The sequence below is a fragment of the Giesbergeria anulus genome (assembly GCF_900111115.1).
In the GTDB taxonomy this organism is placed as follows: Bacteria; Pseudomonadota; Gammaproteobacteria; order Burkholderiales; family Burkholderiaceae_C; genus Simplicispira; species Simplicispira anulus.
Window position 1 is genome coordinate 95,649 of sequence record NZ_FOGD01000003.1, and the last position, 25,486, is coordinate 121,134.

At 59.2% G+C, this 25,486-nt stretch carries 22 protein-coding genes and 1 riboswitch; of the genes, 18 read left to right on the top strand and 4 right to left on the bottom strand.

Features of this window, described 5'->3' with window-relative positions:
• From murD to thiC, 18 genes are all read left to right on the top strand, one after another.
• Positions 1-1,518, top strand: coding sequence for a UDP-N-acetylmuramoyl-L-alanine--D-glutamate ligase (gene murD / locus BMX55_RS07320; RefSeq protein ID WP_091455191.1), 1,518 nt, complete (start codon positions 1-3; stop codon positions 1,516-1,518).
• Positions 1,518-2,792: a putative lipid II flippase FtsW gene (gene ftsW, locus BMX55_RS07325; RefSeq protein ID WP_091455707.1), complete on the top strand. Its 1,275-nt coding sequence runs from the start codon at positions 1,518-1,520 to the stop codon at positions 2,790-2,792. The genes murD and ftsW overlap by 1 nt, the downstream gene beginning before the upstream one ends.
• A complete protein-coding gene (murG, locus tag BMX55_RS07330) occupies positions 2,789-3,853 on the top strand; it encodes an undecaprenyldiphospho-muramoylpentapeptide beta-N-acetylglucosaminyltransferase (protein WP_091455194.1) in 1,065 nt (354 codons plus the stop codon). The genes ftsW and murG overlap by 4 nt, the downstream gene beginning before the upstream one ends.
• Positions 3,850-5,280, top strand: coding sequence for a UDP-N-acetylmuramate--L-alanine ligase (gene murC, locus BMX55_RS07335; RefSeq protein WP_091455197.1), 1,431 nt, complete (start codon positions 3,850-3,852; stop codon positions 5,278-5,280). The genes murG and murC overlap by 4 nt, the downstream gene beginning before the upstream one ends.
• Before the next feature lie 4 nt (positions 5,281-5,284).
• Positions 5,285-6,286 carry a D-alanine--D-alanine ligase gene (locus BMX55_RS07340; protein ID WP_091455199.1) on the top strand — a complete coding sequence of 334 codons (1,002 nt, stop codon included), beginning with the start codon at positions 5,285-5,287 and terminating at the stop codon, positions 6,284-6,286.
• Positions 6,283-7,068: a cell division protein FtsQ/DivIB gene (locus BMX55_RS07345; protein WP_091455203.1), complete on the top strand. Its 786-nt coding sequence runs from the start codon at positions 6,283-6,285 to the stop codon at positions 7,066-7,068. The genes BMX55_RS07340 and BMX55_RS07345 overlap by 4 nt, the downstream gene beginning before the upstream one ends.
• A 33-nt stretch (positions 7,069-7,101) precedes the next feature.
• Positions 7,102-8,331 carry a cell division protein FtsA gene (gene ftsA, locus BMX55_RS07350; protein WP_091455207.1) on the top strand — a complete coding sequence of 410 codons (1,230 nt, stop codon included), beginning with the start codon at positions 7,102-7,104 and terminating at the stop codon, positions 8,329-8,331.
• Positions 8,332-8,437: 106 nt separating this feature from the next.
• Positions 8,438-9,673: a cell division protein FtsZ gene (gene ftsZ / locus BMX55_RS07355; protein WP_091455211.1), complete on the top strand. Its 1,236-nt coding sequence runs from the start codon at positions 8,438-8,440 to the stop codon at positions 9,671-9,673.
• A 114-nt stretch (positions 9,674-9,787) separates the two neighbouring features.
• A complete protein-coding gene (lpxC, locus tag BMX55_RS07360) occupies positions 9,788-10,711 on the top strand; it encodes a UDP-3-O-acyl-N-acetylglucosamine deacetylase (RefSeq protein ID WP_091455214.1) in 924 nt (307 codons plus the stop codon).
• Positions 10,712-10,726: 15 nt separating this feature from the next.
• Positions 10,727-10,903 carry a hypothetical protein gene (locus tag BMX55_RS16410; protein ID WP_177172850.1) on the top strand — a complete coding sequence of 59 codons (177 nt, stop codon included), beginning with the start codon at positions 10,727-10,729 and terminating at the stop codon, positions 10,901-10,903.
• Between the two features lie 202 nt (positions 10,904-11,105).
• Complete coding sequence (locus tag BMX55_RS07365) at positions 11,106-11,996, top strand: glutamate/aspartate ABC transporter substrate-binding protein (protein WP_091455218.1); 891 nt, start codon at positions 11,106-11,108, stop codon at positions 11,994-11,996.
• Between the two features lie 58 nt (positions 11,997-12,054).
• On the top strand, positions 12,055-12,792 hold the full coding sequence (locus BMX55_RS07370) for an amino acid ABC transporter permease (protein ID WP_091455222.1): 738 nt from the start codon (positions 12,055-12,057) through the stop codon (positions 12,790-12,792).
• Between the two features lies 1 nt (position 12,793).
• Positions 12,794-13,474, top strand: a complete 681-nt coding sequence (gltK, locus tag BMX55_RS07375; protein WP_091455225.1) for a glutamate/aspartate ABC transporter permease GltK — start codon at positions 12,794-12,796, stop codon at positions 13,472-13,474.
• A gap of 23 nt (positions 13,475-13,497) precedes the next feature.
• Entirely contained in the window at positions 13,498-14,226 is a 729-nt protein-coding gene (locus BMX55_RS07380; RefSeq protein WP_091455228.1) for an amino acid ABC transporter ATP-binding protein, read from the top strand.
• Positions 14,227-14,263: 37 nt separating this feature from the next.
• Complete coding sequence (locus tag BMX55_RS07385) at positions 14,264-15,565, top strand: Glu/Leu/Phe/Val family dehydrogenase (protein ID WP_091455231.1); 1,302 nt, start codon at positions 14,264-14,266, stop codon at positions 15,563-15,565.
• Positions 15,566-15,613: 48 nt separating this feature from the next.
• Positions 15,614-17,533, top strand: a complete 1,920-nt coding sequence (locus BMX55_RS07390) for a sensor histidine kinase (protein ID WP_218144467.1) — start codon at positions 15,614-15,616, stop codon at positions 17,531-17,533.
• On the top strand, positions 17,517-18,836 hold the full coding sequence (locus BMX55_RS07395) for a sigma-54-dependent transcriptional regulator (protein WP_091455711.1): 1,320 nt from the start codon (positions 17,517-17,519) through the stop codon (positions 18,834-18,836). Before BMX55_RS07390 ends, BMX55_RS07395 begins: the two co-directional genes overlap by 17 nt.
• 75 nt (positions 18,837-18,911) lie before the next feature.
• A riboswitch (TPP riboswitch) is annotated at positions 18,912-19,030 on the top strand.
• 76 nt (positions 19,031-19,106) lie between these two features.
• Complete coding sequence (gene thiC / locus BMX55_RS07400; RefSeq protein ID WP_091455234.1) at positions 19,107-21,002, top strand: phosphomethylpyrimidine synthase ThiC; 1,896 nt, start codon at positions 19,107-19,109, stop codon at positions 21,000-21,002.
• A gap of 18 nt (positions 21,003-21,020) precedes the next feature.
• Here the strand turns inward: thiC and BMX55_RS07405 are convergent, their stop codons facing one another.
• The 4 genes from BMX55_RS07405 to BMX55_RS07420 all read right to left on the bottom strand — a co-directional run bounded on the left by BMX55_RS07405 (position 21,021) and on the right by BMX55_RS07420 (position 25,442).
• Positions 21,021-22,883 (bottom strand): methyl-accepting chemotaxis protein, encoded by a 1,863-nt coding sequence (locus BMX55_RS07405; RefSeq protein WP_091455237.1) that lies wholly within the window; start codon positions 22,881-22,883, stop codon positions 21,021-21,023.
• A 42-nt stretch (positions 22,884-22,925) separates the two neighbouring features.
• The gene (locus BMX55_RS07410; RefSeq protein ID WP_091455240.1) at positions 22,926-24,059 is read right to left on the bottom strand and encodes an HD-GYP domain-containing protein; all 1,134 of its coding nucleotides are present in this window, start codon (positions 24,057-24,059) and stop codon (positions 22,926-22,928) included.
• Between the two features lie 222 nt (positions 24,060-24,281).
• The gene (locus tag BMX55_RS07415) at positions 24,282-24,992 is read right to left on the bottom strand and encodes a YggS family pyridoxal phosphate-dependent enzyme (RefSeq protein WP_091455242.1); all 711 of its coding nucleotides are present in this window, start codon (positions 24,990-24,992) and stop codon (positions 24,282-24,284) included.
• Entirely contained in the window at positions 24,993-25,442 is a 450-nt protein-coding gene (locus tag BMX55_RS07420) for an OsmC family protein (RefSeq protein ID WP_091455245.1), read from the bottom strand. It lies immediately after the preceding gene.
• Positions 25,443-25,486: the final 44 nt, after the last annotated feature.

Consider the following 25,486-nt stretch of genomic DNA (forward strand, 5'->3'; position numbering starts at 1 on the left):
ATGTCCTTGCAAGAGCAGCATATTCTGATTTTGGGCCTGGGAGCTTCTGGGCTGGCCATGGCGCGTTGGTGCGCGCGTGCCGGTGCCCACGTCACGGTGGCCGATACCCGCGCCCAACCGCCGCAGTTGCCAGCCTTGCAGGCCGAGTGGCCGCAGGTGGCCTTTGTGGCTGGGCCGTTCAGTGCTGATCTGGTGCAAGGGCGACCTGTGCAGGCGGTGTACCGCTCGCCGGGGTTAAGCCCAGAGGCGGTGGCCCCAGTGCTGGCGGCAGCCCAGGCCAGTGGCATCGTGACCGGGGGAGAACTCAGTTTATTTGCGGCCGCCTTGCAGGATTTGCAGACTGCCCAAGGTTATGCCCCAGCGGTACTGGCGATTACCGGCACCAATGGCAAAACCACCGTCACTTCTCTGACTGGGCAATTGGTTGAGCGGGCCGGTAAAACAGTGGCCGTGGCGGGCAATATTGGCCCCACGCTGCTCGATACGCTGGCGGCGCGGCTAGAGGCTGGTGTTTTGCCCGAGGTTTGGGTGTTGGAGTTGTCCAGCTTCCAGCTCGATAGCGTGACTGGCTTTGAACCCACCGCTGCAGCGGTGCTCAATGTCACGCAAGACCATTTGGATTGGCATGGCAGCATGGAGGCTTATGCCAGCGCCAAGGCGCGCATCTTTGGTGCCAACGCCCTGATGGTGCTCAACCGCGAAGACCCAGCGGTAATGGCGATGCTGCCCGCGCCCGTGCGTACCAAGTTGCAAAAGCCCCAGCAGCGTGCCCATGTCACCTTTGGTGGCGACCTGCCCCGGCGTCCCGGCGATTTTGGCATCGAAACTGTGAGCGGCATGGCGTGGCTGGTGCGTGCCGCTGAGGCCGACGAGACGCGCCAGCGCAGCCGCAGCCAAGAGCCAGAGGAACTGCATATCCAGCGCCTCATGCCCGCCGATGCCCTGCGCATCCGGGGCCGGCACAATGCCATCAACGCCTTGGCAGCTTTGGCCTTAGCCCAGTCGGCTGGATGTGCGCTGGCCCCGATGCTCTACGGCCTGCGCGAGTACCAAGGTGAGCCGCACCGTGTGGAGTCCATCGGCTTAGTCAACGGTATTGAATACTTTGACGACAGCAAAGGCACCAATGTGGGTGCCACGGTGGCGGCGCTCACCGGTTTGGGGGCAGATCGGCGCTTGGTGGTCATTTTGGGTGGTGATGGCAAGGGGCAAGATTTTTCTCCGCTGGCCGTGCCAGTGGCCCGCCACGCCCGTGCTGTGGTGCTGATCGGGCGTGATGCGCCCCACATCACCGCTGCCCTGCAAGACACCGGCGTGCCTTTGTTACAAGCCGCGACCCTGCCGGAGGCCGTGCAACTGGCCACGCAGCAGGCCCATGCTGGCGATGCCGTGTTGATGTCACCCGCCTGCGCCAGTCTGGATATGTTTAAAGACTACGCCCACCGCGCCCAAGTATTTTGCGCTGCGGTGCAAACTTTGGCCGATGAGTGCGGCCAAACACTGGCAGGGGGGCTGTGATGGACGCCGCAGCTGCACCGATGGGCTTGCGCCACCGCATTCGGGGTTGGTTTCACCCTGCCCAAGGGCAGGCGTTCGATGGTCTGCCGGTGCGGGTGGGGGGTATGGAGTACCGCCAGACGTCCACCACCCCAGCCAGCGTGCTGGGGTTCGATCAGGCGCTGCTATGGGTGGTGGTGGCTTTGTTGGCTTGGGGGCTGGTGATGGTCTATTCGGCCTCCATTGCGCTGCCCGACAACCCACGCTTTGGCAAGATCACACCCATGCACTTTTTGGTGCGCCACATGGTGGGGCTGGTGCTGGCCTTTGTGGCTGGGCTGATGGCTTTTCAGGTGCCGATGGCGATCTGGGAGCGCTATGCGCGCAGCTTGTTCTTATTGTCTTTGTTCTTGCTGGTGCTGGTGTTGGTGCCCCATGTGGGCACAGTGGTTAATGGGGCGCGGCGTTGGTTGTCGTTGGGGGTGATGAATTTTCAGCCCTCTGAACTGGCCAAGTTTGCCGTGCTGATCTACGCCGCCGACTACATGGTGCGCAAGATGGAGGTCAAAGAGCGCTTCTTCCGCGCGGTGCTGCCTATGGGTGCTGCCGTTGCCATCGTCGGGGCCTTGCTTCTGGCCGAGCCAGACATGGGGGCCTTTATGGTGATTGCCGTCATTGCAATGGGCATTCTCTTTCTGGGCGGCGTCAATGCGCGCATGTTTTTCCTGATTGCCGCCATCTTGGTGCTGGCGTTTGCCGCCATGGTTTGGTTTTCTGACTGGCGGCGCGAGCGCATTTTTGCCTACCTTGACCCGTGGAGCGAGAAGCACGCCTTGGGCAAGGGCTATCAGTTGTCGCATTCACTCATCGCTATTGGCCGGGGTGAGATTTTTGGCGTGGGGCTGGGCGGCAGTGTTGAAAAGCTGCACTGGCTGCCCGAAGCGCACACCGACTTTTTGTTGGCAGTGATTGGTGAAGAGTTTGGCCTGATTGGCGTGTTGGTACTGATTGGCCTGTTTTTCTGGCTCACTCGGCGCATCATGCATATTGGCCGCCAAGCCATTGCCCTAGATCGGGTGTTTGCCGGGCTGGTGGCCCAAGGGGTAGCGATGTGGATGGGCTTTCAGGCATTTATCAATATGGGCGTGAACCTTGGGGCTTTGCCCACCAAGGGGCTGACCTTGCCTTTAATGAGTTTTGGTGGTTCGGCCATTTTGATGAATCTGGTAGCACTGGCGGTGGTGTTTCGGGTCGACTATGAAAACCGCTTGTTGATGCGTGGGGGCCACGCATGAAGCAAAGAACAGCTCTCATCATGGCCGGTGGTACTGGCGGACATATCTTTCCAGGGTTGGCCGTGGCGCATGCGCTGCGCGAGCGCGGCTGGAAGGTGCATTGGCTGGGTGCGCCCGCCAGCATGGAAGCGCGCTTGGTGCCGCCGCAAGGCTTTGCACTCGAAACCATTGATTTTTCTGGTGTGCGCGGCAAGGGCCTCAAAACTTTGGCGTTGGCACCGCTGCGCTTGCTCCGTGCCTGTGGGCAAGCGCTGGCCGTAGTGCGGCGCGTGCAGCCTGATGTGGTGGTCGGGCTGGGGGGCTACATCAGCCTTCCGGGTGGCCTGATGGCGCGGCTGGCAGGCAAGCCGCTGGTGCTGCATGAGCAAAACTCTGTGCCGGGCATGGCCAACAAGCTGTTGGCCCGCGTGACCGATCAGGTGTTTACGGCCTTTCCGGGTGTGTTTGCCCAAGGGCATTGGGTGGGCAATCCCTTGCGTGCCCCCTTTTTGCAGCAAGCCGCACCGCAAGAGCGCTTTGCTGGGCGCAGCGGGCCGTTGCGCCTGTTGGTGGTGGGGGGCAGCTTAGGGGCCAAGGTACTCAACGAGGTGGTGCCCCAAGCGCTGGCCCTGTTGCCGCCGGGGCTGCGGCCTTTGGTCACGCACCAAAGCGGCGCGGCACAAATTGATGCTCTACGCCAAAACTATGCTGCTGCCGGGGTGGAGGCCACCCTGACGCCATTCATTGACGATACTGCCCAAGCTTTTGCCGACGCCGATGTCATTGTTTGCCGGGCCGGGGCTAGCACTGTCACCGAGATTGCTGCCATTGGTGCCGCTGCCATTTTTGTGCCCTTTCCGGCGGCAGTCGATGACCACCAAACCGCCAACGCCCGCTTTTTGGTAGACGCTGGTGCCGGTTGGTTGCTGCCACAGCCCGAATTGTCAGCGCAGATGCTGGCCAAAATGTTACAAACCCTAGAGCGCCCAACGCTGTTGCAGCGCGCAATCAAGGCAAAAGAAATGCAGAAAACAGAAGCGACGCTGATGGTCGTCAGTGCGTGCGAGGCGCTGATCGCATGAAGCACGCAGTACAACATATCCATTTTGTTGGCATGGGTGGCTCTGGCATGAGCGGCATTGCCGAGGTGCTGCACAACCTGGGCTACACCATCTCTGGCTCCGATTTGGCCGATAGCGCCACGCTGCGCCGCTTGCAAGGGCTGGGCATTGCCACCCACTTGGGCCACGATGCCGCCCACATTGCCGGGGCCGATGCTGTGGTCACGTCCACCGCTGTGCAGGCCGACAACCCTGAAGTGCAGGCCGCCCGCGCCAAAAAAATCCCGGTGGTGCCCCGCGCCCTGATGCTGGCCGAGCTGATGCGCATGAAGCAGGGCATTGCCATTGCCGGTGCCCACGGCAAAACCACCACCACCAGTTTGGTCACCAGCGTGCTGGCCGAAGGCGGCCTTGATCCCACTTTTGTCATTGGAGGCCGTTTGAATAGTGCTGGGGCCAATGCCAAATTGGGCAGTGGCGATTACATCGTGGTCGAGGCCGACGAGTCTGATGCCTCGTTCCTGAACCTGCTGCCGGTGATGGCCGTGGTGACCAACATCGATGCCGACCACATGGAAACCTACGGCCACGATTTTGGCCGTTTGAAAAAGGCGTTTGTTGATTTTCTGCACCGTATGCCGTTTTATGGCACGGCTATTTTGTGCATCGATAGCCCCGCCGTGCGCGACATCTTGCCGCAAGTCACCTGCCCCATCACCAGCTATGGCTTTGCCGAAGATGCCCAAGTGCGTGCCGTTAACGTGCGCGCCCAAGCCGGGCAAATGCACTTTACCGTCCAGCGGCGCAACGGCGTTACTCTGCCCGACTTGGAGGTGGTGCTTAACTTAGCGGGCGAGCACAACGTCCTCAATGCCTTGGCTGCCGTGGCCGTGGCGGTAGAGCTCAATATCCCCGATGAAGCCCTGCTGCGCGCATTGGCCGGTTTCCGGGGCGTTGGGCGGCGCTTCCAACATTATGGTGACTTGCCCTCCCCCGCCAGTAGTGGCATTTTTACCCTGATTGACGATTACGGCCACCACCCGGTAGAGATGGCCGCCACACTGGCGGCGGCGCGTGGGGCTTTTCCGGGGCGGCGCTTGGTGCTAGCCTTTCAGCCACACCGCTACACCCGCACCCGCGACTGCTTTGAAGACTTTGTCAAAGTCATTGGCAGTGCCGATGCCGTGCTGCTGACTGAGGTCTATGCCGCCGGTGAGGCCCCCTTGGTGGCCGCCGATGGCCGCGCTTTGGCCCGTGCTTTGCGTGTGGCCGGGCGCATTGAGCCGGTATTTATCGACAATATCGCTGATCTGCCGCACACCATCCTCAACCAAGCCCAGCCGGGCGATGTGGTGCTGTGCATGGGCGCAGGCTCCATTGGCGCTGTGCCAGGTAAGGTGGTCGATTTGTTAAAGAAGCAAGAGCTGCCCAGCGCAGCGTCGGAGTAAAGGCATGAGCCTTCAGGATAACAACATAGATACAGCGGCCCTAGGCAAAGTGGCCGTATTGATGGGTGGCAGCTCCGCCGAGCGCGATGTCTCGCTCATGTCGGGCAGCGGTGTTTTGCAGGCACTGCGGGCGCGTGGTGTCGATGCCCATTCCTTCGATCCTGCCTACAACAACTTGGGTGATCTGAAACGCGATGGCTACAGCCGCTGCTTTATTGCCCTGCATGGCCGCCACGGCGAAGACGGCACCGTGCAAGGCGCGCTAGAACTGCTGGGTATCCCTTACACCGGCTCAGGCGTGCTGGCCTCCAGCATTGCCATGGACAAAATCATGACCAAGCGCCTGTGGCGCGCCGAGGGCCTGCCCACCCCCGATTGGCGTTTGGTAGCCAACGCCACCGAGACCGAACAGGCCCTGCAAGCGCTGGGCGCGCCCATGATCGTCAAGCCCGCCCGCGAAGGCTCCACCATCGGCCTGACCAAAGTCACTGATGTGGCCCAATGCGCCCAAGCGTACGCGCTGGCCTCACGTTACGACCCTGAAGTGCTGTGCGAGCAATTTATTGCTGGTGATGAGACCACCTGCCCGGTGCTGGGCGAGGCCGCCAGCGCGCAGGCCTTGCCCGTGATTCGGATCGTCGCTCCCCAAGGCAACTACGACTACGAGCACAAATACTTTACTGACGACACCCAATACCACTGCCCCAGCGGCCTGCCCGAGGCAGAGGAACAGGCCATCCAAGCGCTGGTGGTGCAAGCCTTTCGCACTTTGGGTTGCCGGGGTTGGGCGCGTGCTGACATCATGATCCGCGCCACCGACCGTCAGCCTTTTCTGCTAGAGATCAACACCTCGCCGGGCATGACCGGGCATTCTCTGGTGCCTATGTCGGCTCGTGCTGCTGGTGTCAGTTATGAAGACCTGTGCTTGCGCCTGCTGGCCCAGGCCACCCTCGACACCCCGTTGCCAGACCGCGATACCGCCGCGCACTCCGGAGATGCTGCATGACAGACACCCTGCCCGCACCGCTGGACGTCCGGCTCATGAACCTGGCCGCCTCGGTCTTGTTCTTGGGCTGCGTCGTACTGGTGTTGGCAGCCGGGGCCTGGTGGGCATTACGCCACCCCGCCTTTGCCATCGGGCGCATTGTGGTGCAGGGCGAGCTGGTGCACAACAATGCCGTGACCTTGCGTGCCAACGTGGCCCCTGAGCTGACCGGCAACTTCTTTACCGTCGATCTACCCGCAGCGCGCAAAGCGTTTGAGCAGGTGCCGTGGGTGCGCAAGGCGCAAATCCGACGTCAATACCCGCGCACCTTGCAGGTAGTGTTGCAAGAACACCACGCTGTGGCCCATTGGGGCAAAGAGCCAGGCGAAGCAATGGTCAACACCGAGGGCGAGGTGTTTGAAGCCAATGGTGAAGATGCCGAGTTAGAAAGCCTGCCACGCTTACATGGCCCCGAAGACCAATCAGCCCAAGTCTGGCAGATGTACCAGCAGTTGCAGGGCCTATTGGCTACGCCCATCAAAACACTCGAGCTGTCTGGCCGTGGTGGCTGGAAAGTCACCCTAGAGGGCGGTGCCGTGGTGGAATTGGGGGGAGGAAGCGCGCAGGAGGTACGCCAGCGCGCCCAGCACTTTGTCAGCACACTGGGGCAGGTGGCAGCGCATTATGGCCGCAAGCCCGAGACCTTAGAGTCGGCAGACTTGCGCCACAGCAACGGCTACGCCGTGCGCTTGCGCGGCGTGACCACGGTGGCACCGGGCACACCAACAGTAGCGCGTAAGTAAAGCGGCACAGCACAACAAAAGGCAGACACGGATATGGCAAGAGAATACAAAGATGTAGTGGTTGGGCTGGATATCGGTACCGCCAAAATCATGGCGGTGGTGGCTGAAGTGTTGCCCAACGGTGCCCTCAAGTTGGTGGGTTTGGGTGTAGCGCCCAGCAATGGACTCAAGCGCGGGGTGGTGGTCAATATCGACGCCACCGTGCAAAGCATCCAGTTGGCGCTCAAAGAGGCCGAGTTGATGGCCGACTGCAAAATCCAGCGCGTCTATACCGGCATCACTGGTAGCCATATCCGGGGCCTCAACTCTAGCGGTATGGTCGCTATCAAAGACAAAGAAGTTACCGCCGCCGATGTGGCCCGCGTGGTCGAAACCGCCAAGGCCATCAACATCTCGAGCGACCAGCGTCTGCTGCTGGTCGAGCCGCAAGAGTTTGTCATTGACGGCCAAGACGTTAAAGAACCCATAGGCATGAGTGGCATTCGCTTAGAAGCCAAAATTCATATCGTTACCGGCGCGCAAAGCGCTGCTGAGAACATCATCAAATGTGTGCGCCGCTGTGGCTTAGAGGTTGAGCAGCTCATGCTCAATCCGCTAGCTTCTAGCCAAGCTGTACTCACCGACGACGAGCGCGAACTGGGCGTGGCGGTGGTGGACATTGGTGCTGGCACCACCGATGTGGCTATTTTTACCGGCGGTGCTATCCGCCACACTGCCGTAATTCCGGCAGCGGGCGATTTGATTACCAGCGACATCGCGATGGCCTTGCGCACGCCCACCAAAGACGCAGAAGACATCAAGGTCGAAAGCGGCTATGCCAAACAACTGCTGGCTGACCCTGAGGCCCAAGTGGAGGTGCCCGGTTTGGGTGACCGTGGCCCGCGCATGCTTAGCCGCCAAGTGCTAGCAGGTGTGGTGGAGCCGCGCGTAGAAGAAATTTTCTCCTTAGTGCAGCAGGTGATTCGTGAATCTGGCTATGAAGAAGTGCTGTCTTCGGGTATCGTACTGACTGGCGGCAGTTCCGTCATGCCCGGCATGGTGGAGTTGGGAGAGGACATCTTCCTAAAACCCGTGCGCCGGGGCATTCCAAAATATTCCAGCGCCCTGGCCGACATGGTGGCTCAGCCGCGTGCTGCTACCGTGATGGGCTTGCTCGAAGAAGCACGATTGGCGCGCATGCGCGGCTTCAAGGTAGCACAAAAAACCGGTACGGTGCAAACCGTTTTTGGCCGGTTCAAGGATTTCATCGTAGGAAACTTCTGATCGTGGCGCTGCGCGAGAACTTACATTGCGCGGCAAAAAAACACAGCTTTTATCTTTTATTTACTTTTGCCAGCGCATACCATTCAGGGACAGGAGCACCAACAACATGCCAATTGAGATCATCGACGTTGAAGAGTTCAACCAAGGCACACAAATTAAGGTCATTGGTGTCGGTGGTGGTGGCAGCAACGCGGTAGAACACATGATTGCACGTCATGTGCAAGGTGTCGAGTTTGTCAGTGCCAATACCGACGCACAGGCACTCAACCGCAGTTCTGCCCACCGCATCATCCAACTGGGCCAAAGTGGCCTAGGGGCGGGAAGCCGCCCCGAAAAAGGCCGCGACGCCGCCGAAGCCGCCATTGATGACATCCGCGCCGCTATCCAAGGCGCACACATGCTGTTTATCACGGCGGGTATGGGTGGCGGTACCGGCACGGGTGCTGCGCCCGTGATTGCCCGCGTCGCCAAAGAAATGGGCATCCTGACCGTCGGCGTGGTCACCAAGCCCTTCGATTGGGAAGGCAACCGTCGGATGCAAAACGCCGACAACGGCTTGGCCGAGCTCGAATCGAATGTTGATTCGCTCATTGTGGTGCTCAACGAAAAGCTGCTTGACGTGCTGGGCGACGAAGTCACCCAAGACGAAGCCTTTGCCCATGCCAACGATGTGCTGCGCAATGCCGTGGGTGGTATTGCCGAAATCATCAATGAGTACGGCCAAGTCAACGTGGACTTTGAAGACGTGCGCACCGTGATGGGGGAGCCGGGCAAGGCCATGATGGGCACCGCCACTGCCAGCGGCCCCGACCGTGCCCGCATTGCCGCCGAGCAAGCCATTGCCTGCCCACTGCTAGAAGGCATTGACTTGTCGGGTGCTAAGGGCGTGCTGGTGCTGGTCACGGCCAGCCGGGGCAGCCTCAAGCTGTCTGAGTCGCGTTTGGCTATGAACACCATCAATGCCTATGCCTCACAAGATGCCCATGTCATTTTTGGTGCCGCTTACGACGAAACCTTGGGCGAGGCTATCCGCGTGACTGTGGTAGCCACTGGCCTATCGCGCCAAAATGCGCGCCGCCAAAACATCCAAGTGGTGCAAGGTGGCCTGCGCACAGGCACCGACAACGTGGCCTATCAAGTGGCGGGCTTGGGTGGCAATATGGGTTCCAGCTCTGGCTTGGGGGTGGGCAGTGCTTCGGGCACCGACTACCACAGCGGTATGGCTGTACCCAGCGTCTGGCGTAACAACCGCAACCAAGCGGCAGCGCGGGTGGATGCGTTGTCGTCGGGTGGCATGGACGACCTCGAAATACCCGCCTTCCTGCGCAAGCAGGCCGACTGATCCTGTGCGGCGCGGCATACCGCGCGCACAGACTGTAGTAGCGTTGGTTGCCATAGCCCATGTTTTGGGGGCCGGGCCTGTGCATTGCTGCCCCCAAAAAACTAAAATCGGCCTATGCTCCAGCAACGTACTCTGAAAACGCTGACCCGTGCTGTCGGCGTCGGTCTCCATAGCGGCCAGCGGGTAGAACTGACCCTGCGCCCCGCCCAACCCAACACCGGCATCATCTTTCGCCGCATTGATCTGCCAGAGCCGGTAGATATTCCGATCTCGGCCACTGCTGTGACCGACACGCGCATGGCCTCCACCATCTCGGTGGGCCAAGCCAAGGTGCATACGGTCGAGCATTTGATGTCGGCCTGCGCCGGTTTGGGCATCGACAACCTGTATGTGGACATCACTGCCGAAGAAGTTCCCATTTTGGATGGTTCTTCGGCTTCTTTTGTCTTTTTACTGCAAAGCGCCGGTATTGCCTTACAAAAAGCGCCCAAGCGCTTTATTCGTGTTAAGCGCCCAGTACAGGTAGCCCAAGGTGAAGGCGCACAGGCCAAATGGGCCACGCTAGAGCCTTACCACGGTTTCAAACTACGCTTTGAAATCGACTTTGCCCACCCGGCGGTAGACTCTACCGGCCAGTGCGTCGAGTTTGACTTGGGCACCGGCAACTACAGTCGCGATATTGCCCGTGCCCGCACTTTTGGCTTTACCAAAGATGTGGAGATGATGCGTGCCAACGGGCTGGCCTTGGGCGGCGGCTTGGACAACGCCATCGTCATGGACGACTACAAGGTGCTCAATGCCGATGGCCTGCGCTACGACGACGAGTTTGCCAAACACAAAATTTTGGATGCGATGGGCGATCTGTACCTGATTGGACACCCGTTGCTGGCCGCCTACAGTGCCTTTCGCTCCGGACATGCCTTGAATAACCTGCTGCTGCGCGAGTTGCAAGCCCAGCCCGACGCTTGGGAGTGGGCCAGCTTTGAGAGCGAACGCCAAGCGCCCAAGGGTTTTGCCCTGCCAGCGCGGGCTTGGTAAAGCGGCTGCTGCGCCATGCTGTTGTTTCGTGGGCTGGTCATTTTTCTGCTGTTGGTGGCCGCCGTGTGTTTTGCCTTTTATGTGGGCACGGGGCGGCCTTACTACCAGCGGCTGGGTTTCATGGTGCTCAAGTGGACGTCGATTGCTGCCGCGCTGTTTTTTGCGGTGCTGATTGCCGAACGGGTGTTCTAAGGCACCTGCTATGTCGGAAATCCGATGGCCTGTAGTGCCGCATTGCCGAAAATCCGATGGCGCTGGGTATTGGTTGCTAAGTTAATATATAAAAATCAATAGGTTATATGCATTGATTGGGGCAGTGCAAGCTGGCACAGTGTTTGCAAAATGAAGAGCGTGAAGCCGACAGTCGGCACTCACCTGTTTTGGAGACAAACCCATGAAAAACATTGCCCTCATCGCTACCTTGTTTGCTGCCACCTTGGCCTCTGGTGTTCAGGCGCAGGAGTCGCCCACGCTCAAGAAGATCAAGGATAGCGGCACCATCACGCTCGGCCATCGTGAATCCTCCATTCCCTTCTCCTACTATGACGACAAGCAGCAGGTGATTGGCTATTCGCAGGAGTTGATGCTCAAGGTGGTAGAGGGCGTCAAGGCTGAACTCAAGCTCGCCAAGCTCGATACCCGGTTGATGCCCGTCACCTCGGCCAACCGTATCACCCTGGTGCAAAACGGCACGGTAGACATTGAATGCGGCTCCACCACCAACAACAGTGAGCGCCAGAAGCAGGTCGCATTTTCTAACAGCATCTTTGTCGTCGGCACGCGCTTGATGGCAAAGAAGACCTCCGGCGTCCAAGATTTTCCAGACTTGGCGGGCAAAAATGTCGTCTCCACGGCGGGCACCACGTCTGAGCGTCTGATTCGCAAGATGAACGAGGACAAGAAGATGCGCATGAACATCATCTCGGCCAAAGACCACGGCGAATCCTTCCTGACACTGGAGAGTGGCCGTGCAGTTGCCTTCATGATGGACGATGCCCTGCTCTACGGTGAGATGGCTAAGGCCCGCAAGCCCGATGACTGGGCCGTGGTGGGCACCTCGCAATCGAAAGAAGCTTATGGCTGTATGTTGCGCAAAGACGACCCCGGCTTCAAGCAGGTTGTAGATGCCGCGCTGGCCAAGGCCATGACCTCTGGCGAGGCCACCAAAATTTACGCCAAGTGGTTTACCAGCCCGATTCCTCCCAAGGGACTCAATCTCAATATGCCCATGTCGGAAGACATGAAAGCGTTGCTCAAGGCTCCTAACGACAAGTTCTTCGATTAACAGCCAACTGGGTGGCCCGCAGCCTTAAAAGTTGCGGGTGCCTAGATAAGGAGATCGCATGAGCTATCAATGGAATTGGACGGTCTTCCTGCAGCCGAGTGCCAGCGGGGATGACACCTATCTGGGCTGGATGTTGGCGGGTCTGCAAATGACCGTCTCGCTGTCATTAGCAGGCTGGCTGCTGGCGCTGCTGCTGGGTGCGGTGGTGGGGGTGCTGCGTACGGCACCCAACCGCGTGCTGGCGGGCATCGCGGCGGCCTATGTGGAGCTGTTTCGCAACGTGCCGCTGTTGGTGCAGTTGTTTGGCTGGTACTTTATCTTGCCCGAACTGTTGCCGCCTGCGCTGGGCGATGCCTACAAGCAATCGAATCCGGTGCTGCAACAGTTTTTGGCCTCGATGATCTGCTTGGGACTGTTTACCAGCGCCCGCGTGGCCGAACAGGTTCGGGCCGGTATTGAGTCTTTGCCACGCGGCCAGCGCAATGCTGGATTGGCGCTCGGTCTGACGCTGCCACAAACTTACCGCTTCGTGATTTTGCCAATGGCCTTTCGCGTCGTGGTGCCACCGCTGACATCGGAGTTTCTCAACATCTTCAAGAACTCGGCGGTGTGCTCCACCATCGGCTTGCTGGAGTTGGCAGCCCAAGGGCGGCAGTTGGTCGATTACACAGCGCAGCCCTATGAGTCCTTCATTGCGGTCACGGTGGCCTACCTGCTGCTGAATGTGACGGTCATGACGGTGATGAAAAAAGTCGAGAGCCGCATTCAGGTGCCCGGCTACTTGGGAGGAAAGTGACATGCATGAATTTGATTGGTCTTCCATCCCCGGAGCGCTGCCTTTTCTTTGGGAGGGTATGCAGACCTCGCTCAAGATCACCTTCATTGCGATGGTGGTCGGCATTGTCTGGGGTACTTTGCTGGCGATGATGCGCCTGTCGTCGGTGCGCTGGTTGTCACTTTTTGCGGCCAGCTATGTCAATTTGTTCCGTGCCATCCCATTGGTGATGGTGTTGCTGTGGTTCTTTTTGATCGTGCCGCGCTTCATTGAGGAGTTGTTTGGCCTGCCTCCGGGCACCGATTTGCGTCTGGCGTCGGCGATGGCCGGGTTTGCCCTGTTTGAGTCTGCGTATTACTCGGAAATCATTCGGGCTGGTATTCAGAGTGTGCCTAAGGGACAGTTGAGTGCTTGCTATGCGCTGGGCATGAACTACCCACAGGCGATGCGCTTTGTCATCTTGCCGCAGGCGTTTCGCAACATGGTGCCGCTGCTGTTGACACAAGGTGTGATTTTGTTCCAAGACACCTCGTTGGTTTACGTGTCGGCGCTGGCGGACTTCTTTGGCGCGGCCTACAAGGTGGGCGACCGCGATGGCCGTTTGATTGAGCTGTTGCTGTTTGCAGGGGTGGTCTATTTTGTGATCTGCTTTGCGATTTCGATGCTGGTCAAGCACGTACAGAAAAAACACCGTCCGGCCTAAGAGCCGCACTCTAGGAGACTTTCATGATCCAGATTTCTAATGTTGGCAAGCACTATGGTGCTTTCCAGGTACTGAAAAATTGCACCACCACGATCAACAAGGGTGAGGTGGTGGTGGTGTGCGGCCCCTCCGGTTCGGGCAAATCAACGCTTATCAAGTGCGTGAATGGGCTGGAGCCGTTCCAGTCGGGCGATATCGTGGTCAACGGCACCTCGGTGGGGGCGGCGGGCACCAATTTGTCTAAGCTGCGGGCGCATGTGGGAATGGTGTTTCAGCATTTCGAGCTGTTTCCCCACATGAGCATCACCGACAACCTGAGCTTGGCCCAAGTCAAGGTGTTGGGTCGCTCCGAAGACGAAGCGCGTGACAAGGGCCTCAAATTGCTCGAACGCGTGGGGCTCAAAGCCCATGCCCACAAGTTTCCGGGCCAGCTTTCGGGCGGTCAGCAGCAGCGCGTCGCCATTGCACGGGCGCTGGCGATGGACCCGATTTGTATGTTGTTTGATGAGCCCACCTCGGCACTCGACCCCGAAATGGTCAACGAGGTGCTGGACGTAATGACCGAATTGGCCCAAGAGGGCATGACCATGATGTGTGTGACCCACGAAATGGGCTTTGCCAAGCGGGTGGCAAACCGGGTGATCTTCATGGATCAGGGCAGCATTATTGAAGACGACCAGAAAGAAGCCTTCTTCAGCAATCCGCAGTCGGAGCGGGCGCGCCAGTTCCTTGCAAAAATCTTGCAACACTGAGCCGCAAGACGACAAAAAGTAACTATAGGAGACAAAAATGAACCAGACCACCACCAACCACCAAGCCAAGGACAGTCTGTCCTTTCTCAACCCTGCTGCACCGGAGCCGTGGGCCAGCTTTATCGAGCAAATTGACCGCGTAGCTCCACACCTAGGCCCACTGGCCAAGTGGATCGACACCCTCAAGCACCCCAAGCGCATTTTGATTGTGGATGTGCCTATCGTGCGTGACGATGGCACGGTGGCCCATTACGAAGGCTACCGCGTGCAACACAATATGTCGCGTGGGCCGGGCAAAGGTGGGGTGCGCTACCACCCAGCGGTCACGCTCAATGAGGTCATGGCTCTGTCGGGTTGGATGACGGTGAAGAACGCGGCCCTCAACCTGCCCTATGGCGGTGCCAAGGGCGGTATCCGGCTTGATCCGCGTGCCCATTCGCGCGACGAGTTGCAGCGCATTACCCGCCGCTACACCTCCGAAATTGGCGTCATCATCGGGCCAGAAAAAGATATTCCGGCCCCCGATGTCGGCACCAATGACCAAACCATGGCGTGGATGATGGATACCTACTCCATGAACGTCGGTTGCACGGCCACCGGCGTGGTCACAGGCAAGCCGGTGTCACTGGGCGGCTCCTTAGGCCGCCACGAGGCTACTGGGCGCGGCGTTTTTATCGCCGCGCGTGAGGCGGGCCAGCGTATGGGCGTTGCTATTGCTGGTGCGCGGGTGGTGGTGCAGGGCTTTGGCAATGTGGGCGGTATTGCGGCACGCATGTTCCATGAGGCGGGCGCGAAAGTAGTGGCCTTGCAAGACCACTCGGCTACGCTAGCCAACGAGGCGGGCATTGATGTGCCTGCTGCGTTGGCCTATGTCCAAGCCCACGGCGGGTTGGCAGGCTTTGGTGGTGCAGCCCCGATCTCTTCGGACGATTTTTGGCTGTTGCCCAGTGATTTTTTGGTACCAGCAGCCTTAGAAGGCCAAATTGTGCCAGAGCGCGCCCAGCAGTTGCGCACCAAAATCATTGTGGAAGGTGCTAATGGCCCCACTACCCCAGCCGCCGACGACATCTTGCGCGAGCGTGGCATTTTGGTGGTGCCCGATGTCTTGGCTAATGCCGGGGGCGTCACGGTGTCTTATTTTGAGTGGGTGCAAGACTTCTCTAGCTTCTTCTGGAGCGAAGAAGAAATCAACAGCCGCTTGGAACGCATCATGGTCGGGGCTTTTGATGGCATCTGGAAGATGGCTACGGAACGCGGGGTCTCGCTGCGCACCGCCACCTTCATCATCGCTTGCCACCGCGTGCTGGCAGCCCGTGAGCAACGTGGCCTCTACCCCTGACAAGCTGCACGGCTGGATGCGCTCACGCCCTAAGATGCCGCTGTAGCCATGCCAGACCCCCACCACGCCCACCCGTCTTCTTTGCCACCGGGGCGACGGCGTGCGGCGTGGCTGTTGTTGGCTACGGTGCTGATTGTGGTGGTGGCGGGGCTTGTTTTTCGGTACTCCGAGCGCTTAGAGGTGGAGCGTATGCGGGGAGTAGCCAGCCACGAACTGAATGTCCGTGCCGCTGCCATTGATGGGGTTGTGACCCGCCATGCGGCCATTCCGGCAGCCATCCAGCTCCACCACGGCGTGCTCGATCTGCTGCGCGCTCCGGCATCGCAGCAGACGGTGTTGGTGCAGGAGGTGAACCTCTTTTTGCAGCAACTAAACGACCATTTAGGTGGGCCAGCCATCTTTGTGCTGGATGCTCAGGGCCGGGTGGTGGCCTCTAGCGACTGGATTTTCTCGGACAACCTGTTGGGTACCGACCTGTCTTACATGCCATTTTTTCGCAGTGCCATCAGCGGGATGCCTGCGCGCCACTATGGCATTGACCCTGTTCGGCCAGAACCGGGCTACTATTTTGCCCAGCCGATTCGCGATGAAAAACACGGCTGGCGCGTGATGGGGGTGGCGGTGGTCAAGTCCAGCATCCGCGAGTTGGAGCGGCGCTGGCTGCAACAGGATGCCCCAGCAGTGATTGTGGACAACAATGGCATTGTGCTACTGTCGTCCCCACCCGAATGGCGCTATGCCAGTTTGCAGCCGTTGTCCGGTGAGGCTTTTGCCGATATTGACCCGCGCCACTTTTCGGGGCAAGAGGTGGGGCAGCATAGCCTGAACATCTCGATTGATGGCTCGGACGAGGGCGTGGTGGTGCGCTTGCCCAAGGATTTGCGCGACGATGTGCGCCAGTTCTCTGGCATTGGCCCCTATTTGGCGTTGTCGCGCAACCTGCCTGAAACTGCGTGGAAAATCGTCGTTTTTGCCGATTTACGGCCTGTGGCCCTGCTGGCTGCCACCCATGCCGCGCTGGCGGTGGCAGCATTGGGTTGCATGTTGCTGGGGGCCTTGTATTGGAGCCAGCGCCGCCGCTTGGCCTTGAGCCGCGAGCAGGCCCGTGTGCTGATGGAGCGCTCACACCAGCAATTGGAGCGCATGGTGCAAGAGCGTACCGCAGACCTCAGCCATGCCATTACCTCGTTGCAGCACGAAGTGCTGGAGCGCCAGCGCGCCGAGCGCACCTTGCGCGCTGCCCAAGATGAATTGGTGCAGGCGGCCAAATTGGCGGTATTGGGGCAAATGGCGGCAGGCATTACGCACGAGCTGTCGCAGCCGCTGGGGGCCATCCGCATCTTGTCGGAAAACGCGGCAGAGTTTATGCGCCGGGGCGATCAGGCCACCGCTGAGCGCAATCTTGCCACAGTAGGGCAGTTGGCGGGCCAGATGGGCAATATCATCAATCCGCTCAAAACCTTTGCCCGCAAATCGTCTGCGGTGTCTTCTGCCGTGGATTTGGCCCATGCCACAGATGCAGCGCTGTTCTTGTTTGAGCAACGCTTGCAAAAATTGCAGGTGAAAGTGCAACGCAATCTGGAGCCGGGTGTCTGGCTGGCCTATTGCGACCCCAACCGCTTGCAACAGGTGCTGGTCAATTTGATTGGCAATGCGCTGGACGCGATGGCCCAAGCGCCACAGCGGCAATTGGGTTTGCAGGCCGAACGCCAAGCGCAACAGATTATCTTGCGGGTGTCCGATACCGGCTGTGGGCTAAGTGAACAGGCCCGCCAGCATTTGTTCGAGCCGTTTTTTACCACCAAGCAACCCGGCGAGGGGCTGGGCTTGGGCCTGACGATTTCGCGTGACATCCTGCGTGATTTTGGCGGCGACCTGCAAGCCGAAGCCTCCCCCAACGGCGGCGTATGCTTCGTTATTAGCCTGCCCAGTATTCCTTCTGAACAAGACGATCCCACCCATGCTTAAAGTCCTGCTGGTCGAAGACGATCCCCATGTGCGGCTGGGCTGCGAACAAGCCCTGCAACTCGATGGCATTCCTGTCTTGGCCGTGGGTTCGGTAGAGGAGGCCGAGCGGGCGCTGCTGGCAGAAGATTTTGGCACCGTGGTCACGGATATGCGCCTGCCCGGTGCCAGTGGCATGGAGTTGCTGCGCCGCGTGGTCGAGCGCGACCCCGGCCTGCCCGTCATCATCATTACCGGCCACGGCGATGTGACGCTGGCGGTGGAGGCCATGCGCAATGGGGCGTACGACTTCATGCAAAAGCCCTTTTCTACCGCCGATTTGGTTGATGTGGTGCGCCGGGGATTGGAAAAGCGCGGGCTGGTGCTGGAAGTGGAAACCCTGCGCCGCCGCCTAGACCACCGCGATGTATTAGAGACCCGACTGATTGGCCGCTCTCCCCAGATGAGCCGGGTGCGCCAGCGCATTTTGGACGTGGCCGAGGCCGCCGTGGACATCCTCATCATTGGGGAGACTGGCACCGGCAAAGAAATGGTGGCTCGCTGCCTGCACGACCTCTCCCACGGTAGCCAAGAAAATTATGTCGCTCTCAACTGCGGCGGCATGACCGACACCTTGCTCGACAGTGAACTGTTTGGCCACGAACCCGGTGCCTTTACCGGCGCACAAAAGCGTCGCATTGGCAAAATCGAATACGCCAGCGGCGGCACATTGTTCTTGGATGAGGTCGAATCCATGCCCATGGCGATGCAGATCAAGCTGCTACGGGTGCTGCAAGAGCGCGTGATTGAGCGGCTGGGGGCGAATCAGCAAATACCGGTATCGTGCCGGGTGGTGGCGGCCAGCAAAGCCGACCTCAAGGTGCAGGCCGAGCAGGGCCGCTTTCGCGCCGATTTGTACTATCGGCTCAATGTGGTGCCGATTGAGTTGCCGTCGCTGCGCGAGCGGCGCGAAGATATCCCTGAGCTGTACAACGAGTTTTTGCTCCAAGCCGCCAAGCGCTACAACCGCCCCCCGCCCACGCTCACTTCCGAGGCCCTGCGCCGTTTGATGGCACAGGACTGGCCGGGCAATATCCGAGAGTTGCGCAACGTGGCCGATTGTCATGCGCTGGGCATTAACCGCAGCACAGCCAGTGCCAAAGAGTTGCCCGTGCAGTCCCTGACCGAGGCGGTAGAGAGTTATGAGCGCCTGTTGATTGCAGACGAGTATGGCCGCCAATCGTGCAACATCACCCGCACCGCAGAGGCCCTGAAAGTGGCCCGCACCACCTTGCACGATAAATTGAAAAAATACGGCCTGCTGTAACTGCCCGTCTGGCCCGTTAGGCCGGGTGGTCTTGTGGGCAGGGCTGTGCTTTAACCGGGGCTGCGCCCTATACTTGGGCCTGCTCCGGGGTGTGCGTTGCACTGAGATGGGGGTGGCCAAGCCAATGGCGCATCCGCGAACCCGACGAACTTGATCCGGTTCATGCCGGCGGAAGAAGAGCCAATGCCCCCCTGCCCGCCTTGGCGCAAGGGCCAGGGCAACGATCTACACCGGAGCGCAACCCCCGCCACAGCCTCCGGAGATTGATTGATGAATGCCCCCGACACCCTTGCCCGCGAAAAGTTTGCCGACTTGTTGGCCCTGACTCGTGAGCCATTTCCTGCCTCGCGCAAAGCCTATATCCCCGGCCAATTGCACCCTGAACTGCGCGTGCCCGTGCGCGACATCGCCTTGACCAATGGCGAAACCGTGAGCGTTTACGACACCTCCGGCCCCTACACTGATGCTACCGCTGTGATCGATGTGCGCAAGGGCCTGCCCAGCGTGCGCAGCGCTTGGATTGAAGGCCGTGGTGATGTCGAGCACTACCAAGGCCGCCCCCCCGTGGCGCTGGACGACGGCCAAAAGAGCGACGATGCCGCCCGCTTGGCCGCCCTGCGTGCCGAAGCTGCTGCGCTGCAACGTCAGCCCCTGCGCGCTAAAAGTGGTGCCAACGTTACGCAGATGCACTATGCCAAAAAGGGCATCATCACGCCAGAGATGGAATTTGTAGCTATCCGCGAAAACGGCAAGCGCGAATGGATGGCGCAGTATCAACAAGATGCCGCCCGCGAGCAGCGCCTGATGGGCAACCCGCTGGGCGCGAGTATCCCCAAAATCATCACCCCAGAATTTGTGCGCGATGAAGTGGCCCGTGGCCGCGCCATCATCCCGGCCAATATCAACCACCCCGAAGTGGAGCCGATGGCTATTGGCCGCAATTTCTTGGTCAAGATCAACGCCAACATTGGCAATTCTGCCGTCACGTCCAGCATTGAAGAAGAAGTCGAAAAGCTGGTGTGGTCGATCCGTTGGGGCGCAGACAACGTGATGGATTTGTCCACCGGCAAAAATATCCACACCACCCGCGACTGGATTGTGCGTAACAGCCCGGTGCCGATTGGTACCGTGCCCATCTACCAAGCCTTAGAAAAAGTGGGCGGCATTGCCGAAGACCTGACTTGGGAAATCTTCCGTGACACGCTGGTGGAGCAGGCCGAGCAGGGCGTGGATTACTTCACCATCCATGCTGGCATCCGTTTGGCTTATATCCACCTCACGGCCAACCGCCGCACCGGCATTGTGTCGCGTGGTGGCTCTATCATGGCGAAATGGTGCATGGCCCACCACCGCGAGAGCTTCTTGTACGAGCACTTTGAAGACATCTGCGACATCATGAAGCAGTACGACGTCGCCTTTAGCTTGGGCGATGGCCTGCGCCCCGGTTGTGCGTCGGATGCCAATGATGAAGCCCAGTTTGCCGAGCTGCACACCTTGGGTGAATTGACGCAAGTGGCTTGGAAGCACGACGTACAAACCATGATTGAAGGCCCCGGCCATGTGCCCATGCACATGATCCAAGCCAACATGACCGAGCAGCTCAAGACCTGCCACGAAGCACCGTTTTACACCCTTGGCCCGCTGACCATCGACATCGCCCCCGGCTATGACCACATTGCCAGCGCTATTGGTGCTGCCATGATTGGTTGGATGGGCACGGCCATGCTGTGCTACGTCACGCCCAAGGAGCATTTGGGCCTGCCCGACCGCGATGACGTCAAGCAGGGCATCATTGCCTACAAAATTGCCGCTCACGCCGCTGACGTGGCTAAGGGCCACCCCGGTGCGCGCGCCCGCGATGATGCACTCAGCCAAGCGCGCTTTGATTTCCGTTGGCAAGACCAGTTCAACCTGGGCCTCGACCCCGAAACCGCCAAGGAATACCACGACGAGACCCTGCCCAAAGATGCGGCCAAGGTGGCGCATTTCTGCTCCATGTGCGGCCCCAAGTTCTGCTCAATGAAAATCACGCAAGAAGTGCGCGACTTTGCCGCACAAAAGGGCTTGGCCGAGGCTCAAGCGTTAGAGCAAGGCCTGCACGCCAAGGCTGAAGAGTTTCAGCAGGGCGGCGGTAGCCTGTACGTGCCGATCAAGCGCGTGGACTGATCGGCGTTTTCCGCCCGCTCAGTCGAAATACTTGACCAGCTGATCTAGCTCGCGGGCGGTTCGCTCTAGCCGCTGCGAGGCAGCCCAAGCACCTTGGACGTCTTCGCGGTTTTGTACGATCAGCCGCGCCACTTGGTGCAGTTGGCTAGACACCTCTTCCACCGCCAGCGCTTGGCTGCGCGCTTCGCTGGCCACGGTTTGCACCTGTGGGCCTAAATCGGTGGGGGCGGGGGTGAATGTAGGCCCTGCGCTCGGTGCCGGTGCGACGACTGGCTGCGCGGCAGGTTCTGGTGTTGGTGCGGGGGCTGGTGGCGACAGGCTGTCGCCAAACACCGCCATCAGTTCTGCGGGCATCAACTCAAAAGCGGGCATGGGGGCTTCGGCCTGCACTGGTGCCATCAACGCGGGGTGGCCGTTGTCGTTGTCACCAGCATGAACGGCTTCTAGCAAGGCGTCCATGTGCTCAGCAATCGCCGTCATGGCGGTGCGTGAGGCTTTGACGGCATCCACGGTTTGGTAGATGCGCTCTTGCTGCTCATCTGAGTGCTCTGCCAAGTCCATCATCACCCGGTTAAGCTGGTTGCATTGCTGGTGGATGGAGCCAGACGATTGCCGGATTTCGTGCAGCATCACTTTCAGGTGCATTTGTGTCACCATCACGGCGGTCATCACACGGCCCGGCTCGCCGTAGCCCGAAGGATCGACGTTGTCCGACAGTTTGCCTTCGGCAATGTTTTCTAAGGCCAGTACCGCTTTTTCCAGTGGGCGCGCCGTAATGCGGAAGAAGAAGAATCCGGCCACAATCAGCACCAAGCAGCTCAGGGCAATACCTGCCACGGCCATCTTGAAAATTAACTCACCGCGCTCGGTGGTGTCTACCAGTTTGTTGTGGGCGCGCTCAGACAGGTAGGTCAATAACGCCGAGGCGTGGGTATTGGCCGTGTCGTACAGGGGATTGACTTGGTTAAAAAACACCCGCTGCGCTTGTAGGTAGTCTTCCTCCTCCACCGCTTGGCTCCCTTGTGTCAGCCCCTCATTGACATAACGGTTGCGTGCTTGGATGTAGGCGCTGGCTAGTTGCTGCTCTTTGGCATCGGTGACTTGGCCGATATAACTGGCCCAGAGGCGGTTGATTTCGCTCTTGTTGGCGGCAATGGCCTGCATGTGGTTATTGCCTGCGCCATTGTTAAGCACCACATCCGAGTGGGCACCAAACTTAAAATTGAGGGCCAGTGCTAGCTGGGTGCGGTTGTCGGCCATCAAAAAGTTGATGCGCTGGATGGCCTGCACGGGCACCATTTCTTTGTGATAAAGCGCCTGAATATCCGCCTTGGACAAATTGAGGCCAGTAATGCCCAAAACGCCACCGCCAATCATCAGCAGGGTGACAAATGCAATCCACAGCGGAATCCCATTTTTGATCGATAGGTGTTTTTTCCAGCCCGGCGACAAATCTTCTTTCAGGATTTCAGGGCGGCTCTTGGCGCTTTCGTAGGCCGCTTCGGCGGCTGCCACATCTTCGCGCGAGGGGCAGCTACGCACCGACATATAGCCAGTGACCTCACCGTTTTTCTTGATGGGCACGATGCGGGCATCGACCCAATAATGGTCGCCGTTCTTGCAGCGGTTCTTGACGATGCCGCGCCACGGTAGGCCACGTTTTAAGGTTTTCCACATGATCTCAAAGGCCACCGGCGGCATGTCCGGGTGCCGGATCAAATTGTGGTTTTTGCCGACCAGTTCTTTTTCCGAAAAGCCACTGACCTCGACAAAATCTTGGTTGGCAAAGGTGATGATGCCCTTGGTGTTGGTCTTGGTGACCATGCTCTTGTCGGCAGAGAAGCGTTGTTCCTGTCCGGTGACCGGTAGATTCATTTTCATGGTGAGTCCCTTCAGGCTTCAATGGCGTAAATGTGGGCGTATTTAACCGGCCCAGACTTGCCGGATGGAGACGACAGCCGTCTGGCAGTCAGAAAACGGCACCAGACCGACAATTTCGCAGCCAGGCTGCGAGGTGTCACGGCGTGCGGGTGTGGTCAAAATCATGCCAGTTTTGCCATAAACGCTATAGACAATCGCGGCGTCCGATTTGACGGTGGGGCTTTTGACCACAGCAATCTCACCCGACTTGAGTCTGACCAAGGTTCCGGGCGAGAGTAGCCCAACCTTAGAGATCAGGATGCGCGCGATTTCTTCATCCACTTCCGTATCCTTTTTCAGATAGATTTCTTTCAGGGCGTTTTGCGGAAAGTGGGCTTGAGCGCGGTAGGGGCGCATTTTGGTCATGGCGCTGTAGCGATCAGACACAGCCAATATTTTGGCACCTAGGCTGAGTTCTTCGCCGCGCAAACCTGCCGGATAGCCCTTGCCGTCTGGGCGTTCGTGGTGGCTACGTACAGTAGCCAGCCAGACTGGATCAGTCACCCCGGCATGTTCTAGCAATTGGGCGCTACGCTGTGGGTGCTGGCGCATTTGTGTGAGCACATCGTCGGGTAGGTAGCCGGGGTGCTTGTCCAATTCAGGCTGCAACATGATTTGTCCGATGTCGCGCGTCAGGGCTGCGCACAGCAGTGGCAACCGCTGCGTGGCGTCTAGCCCTTTGCCTTGGGCAATTAGCTCGGTGAGTACAGCACCCATCATTTGGTGCGCTACAAGGTAGGGCACATGGGTATCTACCGAAGGGGCAGCCAGAGCGCTGTCCACATCTTTATGGCAAATGGTTTGCACGGCTTGGGCCATTTTGCCGATACGTGCGGTCACGTCTATTTGTTCGGGGCTTTTGAGGGTGGTGCCCAGTACGTGCTTGAGGTTGAGCAGCAGCCCGCTGAGGTGATCAAACGGGGGTGGGTCTTCGTAGACTGGTTCGGGTGGCGGCTCATTGGAGGCGTAGGGGCGTGGGTCGATAGTTTCGGCCTCGTTGTATTGGGCACCACGCACTAGCAAGCGCGATATCTGGTCGGGCATATGGATGACCGATCCCCGGCGAAAAAGCAGGGTGCCGTCCTCGCTGTAGATGGAAAACCCGATGGGTTGGCCAAGAACGATATCGCTGTGCATTACCTTCTTCACTGCTGCGCCTTTTCTTGCTCGCCCAAATTTAGCTTTGCTATAACAAAAAAATCGCTGGCGCACAGGGCATCCGCGATCAGTAGAGGACAGGGTACAGCAAAAAATGGCGGCTTTGGGTTGGTGGTGCTATGCCTTTTTGCTATCGATATTGCAAACAGCGTAGGAAATTTATTACATCGCATTGAACAAGAGTGCCCGCCACTTGCATGGCTAATGCCTGTAGCCAAAAATGCCGCTGCCTACGCGCACCAAGGTGCTACCGGCCAGAATGGCCGCTTCAAGGTCGGCGGTCATGCCTAGAGACAGGGTGTCCCATTGTTCTAACCCGGCGCTGGCACTGTTTTTGATCTGCTCAAACAGATTTTTGGCTGCTAAGTGAACGGCATACTGTGCGTGAAACTCTGGGGCAGGCTCTGGGATAGCCATCAGGCCACGCAGTTGCAAGCGGGGCAGTGTAGCCACGGCTTGGGCCAGTGCCAAAGCCTCGTCGGGGGAGACGCCCGATTTGTTCATCCCGCCATCCATATTGACTTGAATACACACTTGCAGCGGTGGCAGGTGCGCTGGCCGCTGCTCGGACAGGCGTTGTGCAATTTTGAGCCGATCCACCGTGTGCATCCAGTCAAAGTATTCGGCCACCAGCCGCGTTTTGTTGCTTTGCACCGGGCCAATGCAATGCCATTGCAGGGGCTGGGCCAGTGTGGCATCGTGGCGCAGCAGCGCGATCTTTTCTACGGCTTCTTGGAGGTAATTCTCGCCAAAAGCACATTGTCCGGCATGGGCAGCCTCGCGCACGGCGTCGGGGCCAAAGGTTTTGGATACCGCCAGCAGAGTCACACTGTGGCGCTCGCGCCCGGCGGCAATGCAGGCGCGTGCGATGCGTTCATGCAGCTGTTGGAGGCTGTGGGCAATGGTGCTCATTCAAGCAGCCACCAAGTCAAAACTGGTGGTGATGTCAGCCGTTTTGCCTAGCATGATGCTGGCCGAGCAGTATTTGTCGTGACTCATGGCAATGGCGCGCTCTACGGCACCGGGCGGGATGTCTTTGCCGGTCACGGTAAAGTGCATGTGGATTTTGGTAAACACCTTGGGGTCGGTATCGGCGCGCTCGGTGGTCAGTTTGACGCTGCAAGCGCGTACATCGTGGCGGCCACGCTTCAAAATCAGCACCACGTCGTAGGCGGTGCAGCCACCGGTGCCTGCCAGCACGGTTTCCATTGGGCGTGGTGCTAGGTTCTGGCCGCCGTTTTCGGGCCGGGCGGCATCGGGGGCACCGTCCATCACCAGCGTGTGGCCACTGCCGGTTTCGGCGATAAAACCCATGCCTGAGCGTGTGCCCGCAGCGCCCGTCCAGCTCACTGTGCATTCCATGATGGTTTCCTTGATGGTTGTTTTTTAACCACAGCATTGTCGTG

What these genes read in the sequence shown, in the direction of transcription:
- murD (WP_091455191.1), top strand. Translation starts at nt 1, where the DNA reads ATGTCCTTGCAAGAGCAGCATATTCTGATTTTGGGCCTGGGAGCTTCT.
- ftsW (WP_091455707.1), top strand. Translation starts at nt 1,518, where the DNA reads ATGGACGCCGCAGCTGCACCGATGGGCTTGCGCCACCGCATTCGGGGT.
- murG (WP_091455194.1), top strand. Translation starts at nt 2,789, where the DNA reads ATGAAGCAAAGAACAGCTCTCATCATGGCCGGTGGTACTGGCGGACAT.
- murC (WP_091455197.1), top strand. Translation starts at nt 3,850, where the DNA reads ATGAAGCACGCAGTACAACATATCCATTTTGTTGGCATGGGTGGCTCT.
- BMX55_RS07340 (WP_091455199.1), top strand. Translation starts at nt 5,285, where the DNA reads ATGAGCCTTCAGGATAACAACATAGATACAGCGGCCCTAGGCAAAGTG.
- BMX55_RS07345 (WP_091455203.1), top strand. Translation starts at nt 6,283, where the DNA reads ATGACAGACACCCTGCCCGCACCGCTGGACGTCCGGCTCATGAACCTG.
- ftsA (WP_091455207.1), top strand. Translation starts at nt 7,102, where the DNA reads ATGGCAAGAGAATACAAAGATGTAGTGGTTGGGCTGGATATCGGTACC.
- ftsZ (WP_091455211.1), top strand. Translation starts at nt 8,438, where the DNA reads ATGCCAATTGAGATCATCGACGTTGAAGAGTTCAACCAAGGCACACAA.
- lpxC (WP_091455214.1), top strand. Translation starts at nt 9,788, where the DNA reads ATGCTCCAGCAACGTACTCTGAAAACGCTGACCCGTGCTGTCGGCGTC.
- BMX55_RS16410 (WP_177172850.1), top strand. Translation starts at nt 10,727, where the DNA reads ATGCTGTTGTTTCGTGGGCTGGTCATTTTTCTGCTGTTGGTGGCCGCC.
- BMX55_RS07365 (WP_091455218.1), top strand. Translation starts at nt 11,106, where the DNA reads ATGAAAAACATTGCCCTCATCGCTACCTTGTTTGCTGCCACCTTGGCC.
- BMX55_RS07370 (WP_091455222.1), top strand. Translation starts at nt 12,055, where the DNA reads ATGAGCTATCAATGGAATTGGACGGTCTTCCTGCAGCCGAGTGCCAGC.
- gltK (WP_091455225.1), top strand. Translation starts at nt 12,794, where the DNA reads ATGCATGAATTTGATTGGTCTTCCATCCCCGGAGCGCTGCCTTTTCTT.
- BMX55_RS07380 (WP_091455228.1), top strand. Translation starts at nt 13,498, where the DNA reads ATGATCCAGATTTCTAATGTTGGCAAGCACTATGGTGCTTTCCAGGTA.
- BMX55_RS07385 (WP_091455231.1), top strand. Translation starts at nt 14,264, where the DNA reads ATGAACCAGACCACCACCAACCACCAAGCCAAGGACAGTCTGTCCTTT.
- BMX55_RS07390 (WP_218144467.1), top strand. Translation starts at nt 15,614, where the DNA reads ATGCCAGACCCCCACCACGCCCACCCGTCTTCTTTGCCACCGGGGCGA.
- thiC (WP_091455234.1), top strand. Translation starts at nt 19,107, where the DNA reads ATGAATGCCCCCGACACCCTTGCCCGCGAAAAGTTTGCCGACTTGTTG.
- BMX55_RS07405 (WP_091455237.1), bottom strand. Translation starts at nt 22,883, where the DNA reads ATGAAAATGAATCTACCGGTCACCGGACAGGAACAACGCTTCTCTGCC.
- BMX55_RS07410 (WP_091455240.1), bottom strand. Translation starts at nt 24,059, where the DNA reads ATGCACAGCGATATCGTTCTTGGCCAACCCATCGGGTTTTCCATCTAC.
- BMX55_RS07415 (WP_091455242.1), bottom strand. Translation starts at nt 24,992, where the DNA reads ATGAGCACCATTGCCCACAGCCTCCAACAGCTGCATGAACGCATCGCA.
- BMX55_RS07420 (WP_091455245.1), bottom strand. Translation starts at nt 25,442, where the DNA reads ATGGAATGCACAGTGAGCTGGACGGGCGCTGCGGGCACACGCTCAGGC.